This window comes from Synergistaceae bacterium (assembly GCA_012521675.1).
Classification (GTDB): Bacteria; Synergistota; Synergistia; order Synergistales; family Aminobacteriaceae; genus JAAYLU01.
In genome coordinates this window covers 25855-41700 of record JAAYLU010000083.1, presented here as the reverse complement: position 1 = coordinate 41700, position 15846 = coordinate 25855, and the positions used below count along the sequence as shown (strand labels likewise).

General features: G+C 58.1%; 15 protein-coding genes and 1 tRNA gene. 2 read left to right on the top strand and 14 right to left on the bottom strand.

Features of this window, described 5'->3' with window-relative positions; genetic code table 11:
• The 3 genes from GX181_08085 to GX181_08075 form a co-directional block, all read right to left on the bottom strand.
• The coding region (locus GX181_08085) for a hypothetical protein (GenBank protein ID NLM71900.1) at positions 1-320 on the bottom strand (320 nt) is incomplete at its 3' end.
• A 21-nt stretch (positions 321-341) separates the two neighbouring features.
• On the bottom strand, positions 342-815 hold the full coding sequence (locus GX181_08080) for a hypothetical protein (GenBank protein ID NLM71899.1): 474 nt from the start codon (positions 813-815) through the stop codon (positions 342-344).
• A gap of 147 nt (positions 816-962) precedes the next feature.
• Positions 963-1048, bottom strand: a tRNA-Leu gene (locus GX181_08075).
• Between the two features lie 71 nt (positions 1049-1119).
• Here GX181_08075 and GX181_08070 point away from each other — a divergent pair.
• Positions 1120-1866, top strand: coding sequence for a GntR family transcriptional regulator (locus GX181_08070; protein ID NLM71898.1), 747 nt, complete (start codon positions 1120-1122; stop codon positions 1864-1866).
• Positions 1867-2122: 256 nt separating this feature from the next.
• Here the strand turns inward: GX181_08070 and GX181_08065 are convergent, their stop codons facing one another.
• The 11 genes from GX181_08065 to ychF all read right to left on the bottom strand — a co-directional run bounded on the left by GX181_08065 (position 2123) and on the right by ychF (position 14325).
• A complete protein-coding gene (locus tag GX181_08065; protein NLM71897.1) occupies positions 2123-3388 on the bottom strand; it encodes a replication-associated recombination protein A in 1266 nt (421 codons plus the stop codon).
• On the bottom strand, positions 3388-4359 hold the full coding sequence (locus tag GX181_08060) for an HAD family hydrolase (protein ID NLM71896.1): 972 nt from the start codon (positions 4357-4359) through the stop codon (positions 3388-3390). Before GX181_08060 ends, GX181_08065 begins: the two co-directional genes overlap by 1 nt.
• A gap of 310 nt (positions 4360-4669) precedes the next feature.
• Positions 4670-5491 (bottom strand): formate/nitrite transporter family protein, encoded by an 822-nt coding sequence (locus tag GX181_08055; protein ID NLM71895.1) that lies wholly within the window; start codon positions 5489-5491, stop codon positions 4670-4672.
• Positions 5492-5619: 128 nt separating this feature from the next.
• A complete protein-coding gene (locus GX181_08050) occupies positions 5620-8238 on the bottom strand; it encodes a molybdopterin-dependent oxidoreductase (GenBank protein ID NLM71894.1) in 2619 nt (872 codons plus the stop codon).
• Between the two features lie 15 nt (positions 8239-8253).
• Positions 8254-10047 carry an NADH-quinone oxidoreductase subunit NuoF gene (nuoF, locus tag GX181_08045; protein ID NLM71893.1) on the bottom strand — a complete coding sequence of 598 codons (1794 nt, stop codon included), beginning with the start codon at positions 10045-10047 and terminating at the stop codon, positions 8254-8256.
• Positions 10048-10065: 18 nt separating this feature from the next.
• Entirely contained in the window at positions 10066-10452 is a 387-nt protein-coding gene (locus GX181_08040; protein ID NLM71892.1) for a (2Fe-2S) ferredoxin domain-containing protein, read from the bottom strand.
• 33 nt (positions 10453-10485) lie between these two features.
• The gene (locus tag GX181_08035; GenBank protein ID NLM71891.1) at positions 10486-11025 is read right to left on the bottom strand and encodes an ATP-binding protein; all 540 of its coding nucleotides are present in this window, start codon (positions 11023-11025) and stop codon (positions 10486-10488) included.
• 2 nt (positions 11026-11027) lie between these two features.
• Positions 11028-11507 carry an NADH-quinone oxidoreductase subunit NuoE gene (gene nuoE / locus GX181_08030; GenBank protein ID NLM71890.1) on the bottom strand — a complete coding sequence of 160 codons (480 nt, stop codon included), beginning with the start codon at positions 11505-11507 and terminating at the stop codon, positions 11028-11030.
• 225 nt (positions 11508-11732) lie between these two features.
• Positions 11733-12662, bottom strand: coding sequence for a hypothetical protein (locus GX181_08025; GenBank protein NLM71889.1), 930 nt, complete (start codon positions 12660-12662; stop codon positions 11733-11735).
• Positions 12663-12734: 72 nt separating this feature from the next.
• Complete coding sequence (locus tag GX181_08020; GenBank protein ID NLM71888.1) at positions 12735-13181, bottom strand: hypothetical protein; 447 nt, start codon at positions 13179-13181, stop codon at positions 12735-12737.
• 52 nt (positions 13182-13233) lie between these two features.
• Positions 13234-14325 (bottom strand): redox-regulated ATPase YchF, encoded by a 1092-nt coding sequence (ychF, locus tag GX181_08015; GenBank protein ID NLM71887.1) that lies wholly within the window; start codon positions 14323-14325, stop codon positions 13234-13236.
• A 394-nt stretch (positions 14326-14719) separates the two neighbouring features.
• Between ychF and GX181_08010 the strand changes: the two genes are divergently transcribed.
• Positions 14720-15769, top strand: a complete 1050-nt coding sequence (locus GX181_08010) for a hypothetical protein (protein ID NLM71886.1) — start codon at positions 14720-14722, stop codon at positions 15767-15769.
• The last annotated feature ends 77 nt before the right edge of the window (positions 15770-15846 follow it).

The window sequence follows — 15846 nt, the reverse complement described above, 5'->3', positions numbered from 1 at the left end:
GCGAAGCTGCGGAAAATGTAGTGAAACGACTCGTCCTGCAGGCGATCGATGAAAGTCCTGTTGACGCTGGACTTCTCAAGGGACATGGGCAGATGCATGGCGTAGCGGAGCATCTTCGAGGCTTCGCTCCTTTTGCTCGGGTTCATATAGCTGAACACGGCCTCAAAGTAGAGATGAGCCGCGCCCTCCATAGTCCTCCCTTCCTCCTGGTAGCGAGCCTTGAACTCCTGGTAGTCGGCGGGCAACGCCGCCGAGGCCGACTGAACTCCTAGGGTCATCGAAGTCAGCAGGACGACCGAGAGCAGAATGAATTTTCTCATGATACTACCTCCCTCGCCCCTCTATGACAATTCGTCGAAGGGCACGAACTTGTGATCGGTGATGAGAGAGCCGTCTTCACCGCTGTAGGCCGGAACCCACATGTGCTCCTCCCCCTCTCCGTCGGTCAGCACGACTATCGTGCCGGGCGCACCCTCCGGGATCATGCACCAGTACGGGACCCCCCATCCGACCGGTCCGGTCAGGATAAGATCGTCCCGGTCGGGCACGGGCCGGTAGTCGTCGTCGAGCACGGCCATGTAGACCGATACAGTGCAGTCGTCGCACAGAGGCATTACGAGAACGACAGTGTCGCCCCACTCTTGCGCCGGAAAGACGGGAGTTATCTTTGAGTCGTCGATCGTGTCGAAGAACTCCGCCATGCCGTCGCCCTTGAAGAAGGTTGCCACACGAGCCAGAGGCTCCGCGCAGGCGGACAGGCCCGTCATCGCGATAAGAGCGATCGACAGAACCAAACACATGAACATTTTTTTCATCGTTACTGTTCGCCTCCTTTTTTCACACATCTCCTGCGAAGCAGACGCAAAGGACGGAAAACCGGGGTCCGCAGACGATCCCCGGTCGTTCAGCCTCGCTCGCAGACAGGCCGTCCGGACGACCTCCGTGCAGCCGTCCTGTCTGTCTGGTGCCGGGGGGGGGACTCGAACCCCCATGTGGTCGCCCACGGCGGATTTTGAGTCCGCTGCGTCTACCATTCCGCCACCCCGGCGAACACTGGTAATTTTTACCATACTTGAGGCTCGATGTCCAGTGGAATCGGGGCTTATAAAAGCACTTCCCATGCAGTATAATGAGTACAATGAAAAAATAGGGGGGCGTTTTTTTGTGGACAGAGGTGTCTTGTCCCCTGCTATGAGCCAGGGGCTCCGGCAGATTGTTTACGAGAAACTAAGGAGCGCGATCGTGGATGGCTCCATTAAACCTGGGACGAAACTTTCGGAGATTGACCTTGCTGAACGGTTGGAAGTCTCGAGGACTCCGATAAGAGAGGCGATTCGCCAATTGGGCCAGACGGGGCTCGTGACTCTGGAGCCGCGCAAGGGCGCATTCGTGACCATGCCGTCCCTCAAAGACGCCTCGGACCTGTACGATCTCAGGGAGGAGCTTGAGGTCATGGCCTCGGTGAATCTCTGCAAGGCGGACCATTCGGAAGAGCTGACCGTCGGGCTGCAGCGCTTCCGGTCCATATTCGGAGCAATGACCGACGACACGATCACCGAGGAGTACGTCCGCGAGGACAAGGCCTTTCACTCGTTGATCTACAAGTCCGTCACGAACAAGTACCTGGCAAACACCCTGGCCAATATCGCAGACCTGATTCACCTGTGCAGGCCCTTCTCGCTGGAGAGTTCACGCGTTACGAATTTCATCATGGGACACGAGGCTATCGTGGACGCTGTGCTTAAGAGAGACATCGACAGGGCCGTGGAAGAGACGAGGAAGCATATCGCGCTAAGCAGGCAGAGCCTGATCGCCTCGCTGAAGATCCGCGCAAAAGACGCCCTCAGGGAAGTTACTGACTTATGACCTGGTCTTATGTCCTGTACAAGGCGGTGGGCTAGTTTGTAACTCCTCCCGGCGTTTTCATACTTCTGCTGCTTTTCTCGATCCGATACATATGGAGGGGCCCAGCCGAAGGAGAGAGGAATTACGAAGCGGCGTCGCTTGTTCTGTTCACTGCGTTTTTGATCTACGCCCTCTCCACCCCCTTCTGCACTCGAATGCTCGCGGCCGCCCCGTTCTGCAATTCGAAGGGCCTCTGCTGGTGGAGGGAGACTTCCGCCTAGGGGGTGCTGAAGCGCCTCCAATACTTCTTCAGCCTGTCCAGCATGTCCTTTTCCGCTCCAAGCTCGCCCGGGTAGTAAAAACGCGCCAGTTCCGTCATGTACTGCTGAGAGACCCAGTGTCCCGGGGAGTCGTGTGGGTATGCATAGCCTTCGCCGCCTGGGCGCAGGTGGTAAGGCACGCTCTGTAGGTTGCCCTGCGTGATGGATTTCATCGCTCTATCCACCGCGAGGTACGCGCTGTTGCTCTTCGGCGCCGCCGCGAGGTATATGACTGCCTCGGCAAGTATGATCCTGGCCTCCGGCATGCCTGTCATGTCTACGGCCCGGGCCGCCGACGAGGCTACGACCAGGGCGTGCGGATCGGCGAGACCTATGTCCTCCGCAGCGGATATCTGAAGGCGTCTGCAGATGAACCGCAGATCCTCTCCCGCCACGAGGAGCCTGGAAAGCCAGTAGATGGCCGCGTCGGGGTCGGAGCCCCTTATGCTCTTAATAAGGGCGGAGATCACCGCGTAATGATCGTCGGCCGACTTGTCGTGCCTTATCGCCGCGGCGGGCAGGGTTTTTAAGGCGAACTCCTCCGTCACTTTTTTCTTGAGGCCGAGGGCCGCCATCGCGACAAACTCGAGGCGTCCCAAAGCCTGGCGCGCGTCGCCTCCGGCCGTCAGTGCGATCCTGCGCAGAGCCTCGTCCTCGAAAGCAACGTCAAGGCCGCCAAGGCCTCGCTCATCGTCATGGAGCGCAGCGTGAAGGAGTTTTACAAGGTCGTCCGTCTGAAGGGGTTGAAGCTCGAAGACCATCATGCGCGAGAGAAGGGTCTTGTTTATCTCGAACCAGGGGTTCTCGGTGGTCGCCCCGACCAGCACTATGTCTCCCCTCTCGACCGAGGGAAGCAGGACGTTCTGCTGAGTCCGGTTGAAGTGATAGATCTCGTCGACGAAGGAGACGGCGCTTCTGCCCGATCTGAAGGCCTTCAGTCTCTCCGATTCTTTCAGCAGGTCGCGAAGCTCGGCGACCTTCGCGGACACTGCGTTGATCTCGAGGATATCCCTGTCCGTCAGGCGGGCCATAAGGCGGGCCAGGGTCGTCTTGCCGGTTCCTGGCGGCCCGTACAGGATGCAGCTTGGCAAGACCCCGGAATTGATTATTCTCCTGAGAGGCGCGCCCTCCCCAATCAGATGCGCCTGTCCCGCCACCTCGTCGAGGTTCCCGGGACGCATCCTCTCCGCCAAGGGTGTCTCGGCAAACCCGCGGGGCGTCATCACAGTACCTCCGGTTCTCCTGCCTCGTTCACCCGCAGGGCGGTGAATCCGGCCATATCATCGATAACGCGGGCGAGAGGATACTTCAAGCCGAGCAGGTGTTTCAACACCTCTTTCACAGGCATATCGAGCCACTCGGGCGACAATCCCTGGATCTCGAACCACTGGGCGGCGCCCAGGGTCCCCTCCCCCTCCAGGTGGAAGTTCAACACCCCTCTTGCAGCGCACTTCATGCACACAGAGAGGATGTCCTCGCGGGAGTCGGGCATCGAAAGAGCGCATCCGGCCAAGGCTTCGAGGGAGGCGGCGTCACCACCGGATCCTTGAAGCGCCCTGTACTCCCAGGCCTGGAGCGAACCTTCTTTCTTCAGCACTTCCACGAAATCCAGCAGCCTGTCGAAGGAGGCGTCCGCCCAATGCTCCCATTCCACTCCCGGGCGCTGCACCAGGACCGCCCTCATGCCTGCGCGCCTCGCGCCCACCAGGTCGTAGACGAAGTCCCCTATCATGAGGCAACCCGACGGGTGGACCTTCATATCCTCCGCGGCCCGCCATAGGGCCTCCGGGGAAGGTTTTACAGGCGGCGTATCCCTGCTGTATACGATCGATGGCAAGGAGAGGCCCGCTTTCTGCGCCGCCAGGCGAATGGAGTCGAAGCAGTTCCTTGATACGACGCACCAGGGGATGCCCTTCGCCTGGAGCCATTCGACGAGCTCGAAGGCGCCGGGAACCGCCTCGGCGATCTCGGCGCCTCTCATTTCTTCGTTGTATATGTCTTTTTCCAGTGCCTTGGCCGTCTCCGCAGGGAGAGTCTCTATCGACTCGAACAGGGGGACGAATCTGCCTTGGAAGTACTTCTCTCGAATATGGGCGAAGCTGAGCTTGGTCTCGGCCAGGACACCGTCCCAGTCCAGGATGAACGAGCTTGAAAGGGCGGGGCGCCAGAGGTGTGTACATCCGTGTGAAGACAAGGGTTTTCCTCCTAATAAAAGACAGGGAGCGGCATATCTCCGTCCCTGTCCTGATGCTTCCCCGCAATGCCGTGTCATGAACGTCTTGACCCGTTCCTATAGCATTAGGGCCTGTCAAGCCTCAGTTTCGTCACCGTTTTCACGGCTCCTCCACCGGCCCGAACTGGCGGCCCCGCAAGGCGCGAGTGTTGGCTCAAGACAAAAATCACGATCACGGGCACCGCAGGGACTCTTTCTGAGAACATTATAGCATAAAAAAGGCAATCGCCTCTTTTCGGGCGATTGCCTTGGTACGGCGTGAAGACCGGGGCTATTCGAGGTCCGTAAGGCCGTCCTTGAATATGAAGTAGTAGAACACGGCGACGAAGACTATTCCTCCAACCATGTTTCCGATGGTCACGGGGATCAGGTTGCTGAGATAGCCGCCCACTCCGACGCGTGAAAGGACCTGCTCGGAGAGCCCGGATGCCTCTACCGCCGCGGGGGTGCCCTTCAGGAACATGCCGAGCGCCATGAAGTACATGTTGGCGATGGAGTGCTCGAAGCCCGCGGCGACGAACGTCATGATCGGGAAGAAGATCGCCCAGATCTTGTCCACTATCTCAGTTGCGGCCATTCCCATCCAGACCGCAAGCACGACGAGCCAGTTGCAGAGGACCCCGCGGAAGAAGGCCTGTCCGAACGGAAGGGTCATTTTGCCGGCGGCGACCTGGAGAGCCCTGCCTCCGACCGCGCCGTCGGCAAGTCCGGAGAAGAAGATCAAAAGAGCGATGAGGATGCTGCCCACGAGGTTGGCACAGTAGACCCAGCCCCAGTTACGCAGGATATTCTTCATGGGCGTGCATCCCGCGAGGTAGCCAAGGGGCATCATGCAGTTGCCGGTGAATAGCTCCGATCCGCTTATCACGACCATCATCAGCCCGACGCTGAATACCGCGCCGGAGATCAACCTGGTTATCCCTCCGCCGTACAGGGGCGTCATGTCGTGAGACACGACGGTCATGAGCCATCCCGCGAAGGCGATGTAGGCGCCCGCCAGGATCCCCATGAGGACCATCTGCCTGACCGAGAGATTACCCTTGACTTTTGAAACCGCACATGCCAGTTTTGCCAGTTCCGCTGGTGTCTTCAATTTCTGAATCCTCTCTTTCGTTTGTTTGTTTTAAACGGCCGCATCAATTCGTATGACGCAGTCCGTTAAACGCTTGTTCCCAAATGTCACAGCCAGGGTATCAGGCGCAGTGCGCCGAAACGGGGTGCTCAAACGGTACGTTCAAGCCTCACAGCGCCGAGCTCGAGCATCCCGGTATCATGCCCGAACTTGTGGTGATTTGGAAGCCGGACCGTGCCCGAGGGCACACTGTCCGAAAGTTTGGCGTCTCCAAAGAACTCTACTCCGGCGGAGGCGACCTTTATTCTCTCCCCGGATCTTACACCAAGGTCTGCGGCGTCATAAGGGTTGATCCCGATGACGGGATCTTTGACGAACTCTCCCGTGACATCCCTGTACATCATGCTCTCCGCTCGGCCGTCCAAGAATGGAGAATCGGACAGAGCCACGAACGGGAAGCGCTCGGTCGGCCACACGTCGGGCGGCGACCATTCGCAAGAATAAAAACGCGTCTTCCCTCCCTCGAGGTTCAACGAGGGAAGGAGAGGGGTTCCGGGATGCCCAGGCACCGGACAAGGCCATGACAGAGGCCCTTCATCAAGCTGTTCGTACGTAATTCCGGCGTAGTGCGGGTTTAACAGGCGCATCTCGTCAAAAATCGACTCTGGAGAGCCGTATGCGCCCCATCCTGCGCCCATTCGCCTTGCTATCCGCTGTATTATCTCCCAGTCCGGGAGGGCTTCGCCCGGCGGTTCCACGGCCTTTTGAAGCCGTTGGACAGAGCGGCAAACGTTCGTGAAAGTACCGTCCTTCTCTCCCCAGCCTGCCGCAGGCAGAATCACGTCGGCCAGCTCGGCCGTCTCGGTAAGGAATAGATCCTGGACGACCAGGAACTCCAAGCTGTTAAGGGCACGGGCTGCTGCATCGGGGAAGTCCGTCCCGAGGGGGTTTGCGCCCATGATGTACATGCCCGCCAGCTTTCCGTCCACGGCAGCCTGCAACATCTCTCCGGCACCAAGTCCGGGAGTCTCGGGAATGAGATCCGTACTGATCTTTCTTAAGCCGGGGGCGAGACCCGGCATGCAACCAGCGTCGATCGCACCCTGGCGGTTCCCTTTTCCCGTCAAAGGATTCACGCCGGTACCGGCCCTGCCGTACATGCCGCAAAGGAGCGACAGGTTATACGTCGCCAGCAGGGTTTTGAACGAGTCGATGTGCCGTGTCGCCACGGGAGTAAAGAAGACGGCGGAGTTGGGCCCCCTGGCGTAGATCCTTGCCAGTTCGCGAACAATCTGCGCGGGCAGGCCCGTGATAGTCGAGACGGCATCGGGGGTGTAGCTTTCGACGGTTTTTCTCAGCTCGTAGAATCCCTCGGCGGCACTTGAGACCGCCTCGTGATCGTAGAGCCCCTCGTCGATGATGACATTCATCATGCCGTTAAGCAGCGCCGTCTCCGAGCCTAGCCTCTGCCTCGCGTGGATCGTCGAGCATCTTGCGAGCTCGGTCCTCCTGGGGTCGCAGACTAACAATGCGCACTCCCCTCCCGCGAATCGCTCCTTGGTGAAAGTACCGGCCACCGGCTGGTTCTCCGTCGGGTCGGCACCTATTACGAGAATTACGTCCGACTCGGTGATGGATTGAAAGTCGTTCGTCATGGCACCGCACGCAGGCAACGTGATCAGAAGGCTCGACGCCGTGTCCGAATGAACGCTCGAGCCCAGGTCGATATTGTCGGTTCCAACGACCTCCCTGGCCAGGCGCTGCATGAGGTAGTTCTCCTCGTTGGTGCAGTGATGGGACGCTAAAAAGCCCAGCGCACCGGGACCGTGTGCGTTTTTTATCTCGCCCAGCCGGTCTGCGACGAGCAGGAGAGCCTCGCTCCACGATGCCCTTCGGAAGGCGCCTCCCTCTTTGAGGAGAGGGACGGTCAAACGCTCCTCTCTGTGGACGAAACGCCATGCAAAGCGCCCCTTTACGCAGGATCTGCCCCGATTCAAACTCGTGCTGCGGGAATAATCGGTCGTCACGTTCGATATCTTCCCCGAGGCCTCGTCAACGTTGACCACAAGCTCGCACCCCACGCTGCAGTGGGGGCAGATCGTCCTCACGCTTTTCGCGTCTGCGGGCCGGCCTGTGTCCACGAAGGTCTTTTCCATGAGGGCCCCGGCCGGGCAGACCTGCACGCACTGACCGCACAGGTCGCATCCGGACTCGTCAGGCAGCCCTACCGACGTCTCCCGGCCACGCCCGCAAAAGACGATCGCCCGGCGTATCGCCTGTTCACGGCATACTCGCACGCATCGACCGCAGAGAATGCATTTGTCAAGGTCCCTCGTGTAAAAGGGGTTGGCGTCCTCGATTCCTTCATGCGTTCGGGGAGCTCCCTCGTCCGCGAAGGGGGAGGTCTCGACCCCCAGCTCGCGCGCGATCTTCTGCAGCTCGCAGGCCCCTTCGTTGGGGCAGCCTTCGCATTCAAGAGGATGACGGGCCAGAATCAGTTCAAGCACGGCCTTCCGTGCACCGATAACCCGAGGGGTGGTCGTATGTATGACCGCCCCATCGGTTATCGGAGTGGTGCAAGCGGTGAGGAGCTTGGGCGATCCCTCCACCTCTACCAGGCAGAGTCGACATGCTCCGAACGGGCTGACCGCATGGTGGTCGCAAAGGGTGGGTATATATATCCCCGCTGCCCTCGCGGCCTGGAGAACGGTCGTATCCGGATCGGCCGTCACCGGTATGCCGTCGATCGTCGCCCTTGCTCCCGTCACTGTCTTATGCCTGTTTTACGACCTTATCACTGCCCCGGTCGGGCAGTTTTCCATGCAGGCGCCGCACTTGATGCACTTCTCCTGGTCGATCACGTGGACCTCCTTCGGCTTCCCTGCGATGCAGTCGACCGGGCAGTTCCTGGCGCACTTGGTGCAGCCGATGCACTTGTCGGCGAGGATCGAGTAGCTGAGCAGATCCTGGCAGACGCCGGCCGGGCACTTCTTGTCGAATATGTGCGCCTCGTACTCCTCGCGGAAGTACTTGATGGTGGTGAGCACCGGGTTCGGCGCCGTCCCTCCAAGGGCGCAGAGGGACGTGTCCTTGACCTGTTCGCCGAGGTAGAGAAGGTTGTCGATGTCCTCGGGGCGTCCCTTACCCTCCGTGATGCGGGTGAGAATGTCGAGCATCTTCTTGGTCCCCTCGCGGCAGGGCACGCACTTTCCGCAGGACTCTCGCTGAGTGAACTCGAGGAAGAACTTCGCCGTGTCCACCATGCAGTTGCCCTCGTCGAGCACGACGAGGCCGCCCGAACCCATGATCGCGCCCGCGGCGGTCAGGGACTCGTAGTCGACCGGCAGGTCCAGGTGTTCGTCGACCAGGCATCCGCCCGAGGGGCCGCCTATCTGGACTGCCTTGAACTTCTTGTCGTCGATTATTCCTCCGCCAATCTCGAAGACTATCTCGCGTATGGTGATCCCCATCGGGACTTCGACGAGCCCCGTATTCTTGACCTTGCCGGTGAGGGCGAAGACCTTGGTGCCCTTGGATTTCTCCGTGCCCATGGAGGCGAATACCTCCGGACCCTGCACGATGATGCGCGGTATGTTGGCCCAGGTCTCGACGTTGTTGATGTTGGTCGGCTTGCCCCACAGACCCTTTACCGCGGGGAAGGGAGGACGTGCGCGAGGCATGCCTCTCTCTCCCTCTATGGAGGCCATCAGAGCCGTCTCCTCTCCACATACGAAGGCGCCCGCGCCCTCCTTTATGTGAACAGTGAAGCTGAAGTCGGTCCCGAGCACGTTCTCTCCGAGGAGGCCGTACTCGGTGGCCTGTTCGATGGCCGTCTGAAGGCGCTTGATGGCGAGGGGATACTCGGCACGACAGTAGATGTATCCCTCGTCCGATCCCATGGCGTAGGCACCTATCATCATGCCCTCGATTACCGCGTGGGGGTCTCCCTCGAGTATGGAGCGGTCCATGAAGGCACCGGGGTCTCCCTCGTCGGCGTTGCAGACTACGTACTTCTTCTCTCCCGGACTGGCGGCGCAGAAGCCCCACTTCAAGCCGGTCGGGAATCCGCCGCCTCCGCGCCCGCGAAGGCTGGACTTTTTGATCTCCTCGATTACCTCCTCGGGCTTCATCTCGGTGAGACATTTGCCCAGAGCCTGGTAACCGTCGCGGGAGATGTACTCGTCGATGTTGTCGGGATTGATGTAGCCGCAGTTGCTGAGCACTATCCTGTGCTGTTTGCCGTAGAAGGGTATGTCCTTGTAGTGCGAGACTTTTTCCGCGGTGACCGGCTCCTTGTAGAGAAGGCGAGTGACGATACGTCCCTTGTAGAGGTGCTCCTCCACTATCTCCGGGACGTCCGATGGCTGCACGCGGGAGTAGAACGTGCCCTCCGGGTACACGACCACGATGGGGCCGAACTCGCACATCCCGTGGCATCCCGTCTTTATGACCAGGACCTCCTTGTCGAGGCCCTTCTTGACCAGCTCCTCCTGGAGGAGTTCGAATATCTTGCTGGAGCCGCTCGACTCGCAGCCGGTTCCGCCGCAGACCAGTACGTGAGCGCGATACAGTGCCATATTTCCGTACCTCCCAGGCTAGTCGGCTCGGCCGTAGAGCTTGTCCTGCACTATCTGTCCGTTCACGACGTGTTCGGAGATGATCCTCGTCACGTCGGCCGGGGTGACGGTGCAGTAGGTGATCCTGGGCTCGCCGGGACGGATCACGTCCAGAAGCGGCTCGTTCTGACACATGCCTATGCAGCCCGTGGTCTCGACCGCGACGTTGCGCAGGTTGCGTACCTCGAGCTCTTTCAGAACCGCGTTCATGATCTCTCTTGCTCCCGCCGCTATTCCGCAGGTGCCCATTCCAACGATGACCTTGACCTTGTCCTGCTCGGAGCGCGCGGATGTCAGATCCCCCGTCTTCTCTTTGATCTTCCTAAGATCGTCGAGACTACGGATTTTTTTCTTTTCCTCGGTCATATTTCTTCCTCCTGTCCGCATTAATACCATATTTCAAACTGAGAGCTCTTCGATGTTTGTAGCGATGAACTCCTTGATTCCCACTGCCAACGCCGCGTCGGCGAAGGGATTACCGCCGCCGAGCGCCTCCGCGAGCTCCTCGCTGTCGAGAACGAACTCGCGATTCCCGACCCTGTGGATATACCTCCAAGCGATTTGGGGGTTCCCCACCAAGAGTGTCAGGAGCGTGGAGGGGATGTCCCCCAGGGGCGGGGTGTCGACGCTGTCTTTTCTGAAAGTGGCGGAAACATCGGTCCCCTTTCCCGGGGAGGAGCGGAGAAGGAATTTCCCGCCGCACAGTTCCGCCAACTGCTTTAAAAAAGGCAGACCAAGCCCAACCCTGCGCTCGGTGCGAGTCGTGTAGAAAGGATCCACCACGGATCGGGCGGTCGATTCGTCCATTCCCCTGCCGTTGTCCTTCACGGTAAGGCGGATGTACTCGTCGTCCTCCAGCTCTATGGTGATCGCGCTCGCTCCGGCGTTCACGCCATTCTCGGCTATGTCGAGAATGTGGTGGGAGAGGTCTTCCAACATGGTCAGGCGTACTGGTCCAGGAAGCTCCTAAGCTCCGCCTCGCTGTTGTTCAGCCTTCCGTGGGTGTCGTCGTCCACCATGATCACGGGAGCAAGCCCGCAACAGCCGAGGCACGCCACCGGCTCCAGAGTGAAACGAAGATCCTCGGTCGTCTCGTTCTCCTTGACATCCAGCATCTTCATGATGGTGTCCATGATAGCCGCGCTGCCTCTTACGTGACACGCCGTCCCGCGGCATACCTTGATGATATGCCTGCCCCTGGGTTTCAGATGAAACTGAGCGTAGAAAGTGGCGACTCCGTAAAGCTCCGCCAACGGAACCCCAAGCTCCTCGGAGACGACCTCCATCGCCTCTTTGGACAGGTAACCCACCCTCTTCTGCGTCTCTTGAAGCACCGGGATCACGCCTCCCCGTGTTCCCTTCCATGGAGCGGTAATCTCCTGCACGACGGCTTCCACGTCCTGCTTTACTTCCACAACCATTGCCCGACCCCCTAGATAAGTGATTAAATTAACTTGTCGAAGACAAAGTCCTTCCAGCCGCAAACAATTCTATCGCGTTGTACGAGACAATCGAAGGTATGTTTACGGCGTTCAAACCCTCGCTCATATTACCACGGAAGTTAGGTTTTTTGCCTAATAAAGGGGTTATTTGAAAGTTTTTACATTATAGGCCGCAATATCGATCGGCTCAAGCCTCCCTGCGCATCATGATCGATCCGGGAGATATCTCCCAGAGGAGATCAACTCCAATGCGGCTACAAGCCGCTCTTCACCGGTGAGCACGCCCCAGTCGCTTCTGGCTTCAAGCTTTATGATCACGTCCTCCACTGAATCAGCAATATCGAGGGCATCCGCCAGGATCATCATGTTTTCGACCGTGTCCAGGGGAAAGACGGAGGCAGCCAGGCCAAGAAGTATGATAGCGGACGCAAGCCAGTTTGAAAGCGACGTGTCGGTCTGTGACAGCCAGGCGTCCTCGAAAAGCATCGCGAGGTTGAAGCTCTCGATCATCTCCGGATCGGCGTCGTCGTCCGGCTCTTCGAGATAACCCAGCATATAAAAAGAAGCGGCCGGGTCGGACGAGATCGCCGACCAGAGCGCTTTATAAGCCCTGTCTCCGGGGCCCGAGAGCTTGAAGGTCGCAATGGCGAGGCTGTGCAACATTGCTGGAAAGGGTTCGGGCTCCTTCAGACTCTCTTCGATTATTCTGCCGTACTCCTTGTTTTCCAGGAGAAGACGGTAGAACAGGGTCGCCGAGGGCGTTGTACGGTTCGGGTCGTATTCGACCAAAATCTGCGCAAGTTCGAGTGCCTCATCATTTCGTCCCTCGGAGAAGTAGGCGAATGCCAGTCTTAGAAGGCCGGTCACGTACAAAATTCCGAAGTTGTCTTCTAAAAAGTCCACGTCGTCCGGGATCGTGGAATCTTGCATTTCCTCTTCCAGCATTTCCCACGCTCGCTCAAGACAGAACAGCCTCTCCTCCGGGTCGTCGGTCAAGTCCGACAGCAGTATCAGGGCCTCGGGGTTGTACTCGTCGATCTCCAGTATCTGCCTGAGCAGTCTTTCCGTCTCCTCTTCATCGTCCGTTTCATAAGCCTTTTCAAGCAGGGTGAGGATCATATCATAGTCCATCATTCGAGGTCTTTCCTCCAATACTCCGACGGGGTCGGTTGCAATGTGGAAACAAGAGAAGCTCGGCATATCCGGTTAAATTATGATCTTTCCTCCGCCCTGACCTTTCGCGCCTCCCAAGCGGTTCAGCTGGTGCAAGACCGCCGGGGATGCGACGTCGATCTTGGGTTTTTGGGCCTGCTGTTTCGCCATGGCCTCCTGGACCCTGCGTTCGTAATCCTCGAGGCCTTTTTTAACCGATTCGACGTCACCCTTTATCCATTGAAGAATTCCGTCCGCGATCGTTTGAACTATCTCATCAGAAGGCTCTTCCGAGATGACGCCCAACTCCTTCAGCATCCTATGCTCTTCCTTGATGGATTCTACTATGTCCGCGTCGGAGAGGATCCCCTTTTTGTACAGCACTCTAGTCACGATGTTGAACTTGCTCTTCGAGTTTTCGTCGTTTATCGCGAGGCTGTCGACTCTCGCGAGAAGCATGGACAGGATTTCATCCAAGCTTATTTGCATGGGCATGACCATTGTTTAACGCCCCTTTCGGTGAATTTGGCAATCAATGAACGATTTTACCACATCAGATGTTAAAGCGTATTTCTATCATATCTCCATCCGCAACCGGGTACTCCTTGCCCTCCAGCCTGAGGACCCCGCTTTCACGGCATTTCGGCATCGACCGGTCGTTTTTGATAAAGTCCTCGTAGGATACTACCTGCGCCCGGATAAAGCCCCTGGCCATGTCCGTGTGAATTGTTCCCGCGGCCTCCAGTGCGTTCTGTCCCTTTCGAAGAGTCCATGCCTTCACCTCGTCCTTTCCGATTGTAAAAAACGAGATGAGGCCGAGGAGCGAATATGCCTCGGATATCAGGCGATTGCGCCCAGGTGCCGAAAGACCCAGCTCGTCCATGAACTCTCCGCGATCCTCCCGGGGCAACTCGGCCAGCTCCATCTCCATCTTGCCGAAGACCCGAACCAGGCGTATACCCTTTTCCTTCGCCAGGGTCATGACCGCGGACAGATGGGGGTCGGACTCGCCGGTCTGTGTTTCATCCAGGTTCGCGACGATTATCTCGGGCTTCATCGTGACGAAGGCGAACCCGCTGAGAAGCTTCATTTCCTCTTGGTTCAACGAAAGCTCCCTGAGTGGGCGCTCCTCGAGAAGGCAGGTCTGGCAGCGCTCGAGAAGCTCTTTTTCGACGGCCTCGGCTGGGATGTTCTTCTTTTTTTCGCTCATTCTGGAAAGCCGGTTTTCAATCACGCTCAGATCGCGAAATATGAGCTCCAGCTCCACTATCTCCCAATCCCTGACGGGGTCTATCCCGCCCTCCGGGTGCGGGACGTCCGGGTTTTCGAATAGTCGGAGGACGTGTATAAGGGCGTCGGACTCGGACACGAAGGAGAGAAATGAGTTGCCCAGCCCCTCCCCTTTTCCCGCGTTCTTGGACAGGCCCGCAAGATCCACGAACTCGACAGTGGCGTGCGTCGCCTTTTTCGGGGCGAAGTGGCTTGCTAGGTGGTCGAACCTTTCGTCCGGTACCTCGACGACGGCCCTGTTAGGGTCCGTTCTGCCCCCCGGATATGACTTCACCTCGACGCCCGCGTTTGTCAAAACGTTGAATATGGTGCTCTTTCCACTCAGTGGAAGTCCGACGATCCCGCAGTTAAGCATAGTACCTCACCCTTGTCGCATAGTTTTGGATATCAAAGCCTTATACAGGATTATACTCGCTTCCCACCTTGAAGAGGGCCTTGTTTTGGAGAAACGAGGCATTTTTTCCTGTTTCTGGTATTATTACCGATGTTGCCGCGTGGCTTGGTGTTCGGCCGCTGTTTTATTTTTCATTCCGGGCGAATGAAAAGAATATCGTCGTCGGATCTTGATCAAATACTGTTCATACATCTTTTGATGTCGGCGAATCGGATTTTGATCGACCCATGTATTTTTCCAGGTTTTTCAGGCCCGGCCGGGAGGTTTTACGATGGTTTTATGGCTAACATTTCCTCCTCTGATCTCCATACCAATCTCTGTTTTTCTGATCGCGTTCGCAAAGGATGCAAACAGAATGCCGATAGAAGGGCCTCTATGGCTGTTGCTACTGATTCTCTACCTGTCCCTCAGCCTGGTATACGCCTACAACATCAACCGCAGGCGCTCTTTCCCCCTGATGCCTCTGCAGCTGGCCGCCCAGGGGATTATCATATGCATTATATCCCTCGAGGCGGGCTCCCCGTTTATGGTCCCGTGGTTAGGGGTCGCTATCGCGGCCTCGGGTTTTGTCTCGCTGGCGAATCAATTCATCGGTCAGCTTAAAGGACCCCCCCGGACGCCGGCTCAAATCCAGGAGGTCGAGCACCTGGAAGACGCCCTCGCGCCCCCGACCGACTCGTCTCCCTTCCCTATGCTTTCAGCCAACAGGGAGGGGACGATCATAGAGGCCAACAGTGCGTTCAAGGAGCTATCCGGCGACAAGGCCCCGGAGGGCAAATCAGTGTCGGAGTTTTTCAACCCCGGCAATTCCGAGGGAAGCATAGGTGGAAAGACGCTGCTTATTTTTCAGAAGACGAAGGACGGACTGTTCTATTTCTCCATGATGGATCCAATTAAGAAGGGAGTTGGGAAAAACAGCGCGGCAAGTAGACTCGTCGAGCTGTTCGACAGCGTCACCGGGCTTTATTCGAAAGAGTACGCGAGTATCAGGGGCCCGGAGGAGATAGGCAGGGCGGCCCGATACCGCAGGTGGCTGTGCGGCATATATTTGAAGGTCTCGTATGTCGATCTGCCTGGCATGGACGGGAGCCCGGACCTTGAAAAGGCTTTTTTCATGGCCTATTTAGAGTATGTCAAAAGCGAGATAAGGGACAGCGACATGGGGTTCTACCTCGGGGGGCAGGAAGTGCTACTGCTTCTCCCCGAGACATCGCAACAAGGAGCAAAGGACTCGGCGCTCAGGCTCGTGTCTCTGCCGGATGAGTTGGAGGAGATGAGGGTGGACCTCCCCTTCTCCGTGGACATCGAGTATGGTTTGATCTACTACAGCGGCACCCACCCCCTGGCTTTCGAGGACTTCATCCAGAAGCTCCAGGACTCCCTGGGGGGCGCGAGCGAAACATAATTTGCATTCGGATGGTCGCCTGCCTGGATCTCTCCTCCCGCTGGTCGTCGGGATGGCACATAAGCCGGCGGCCGGAC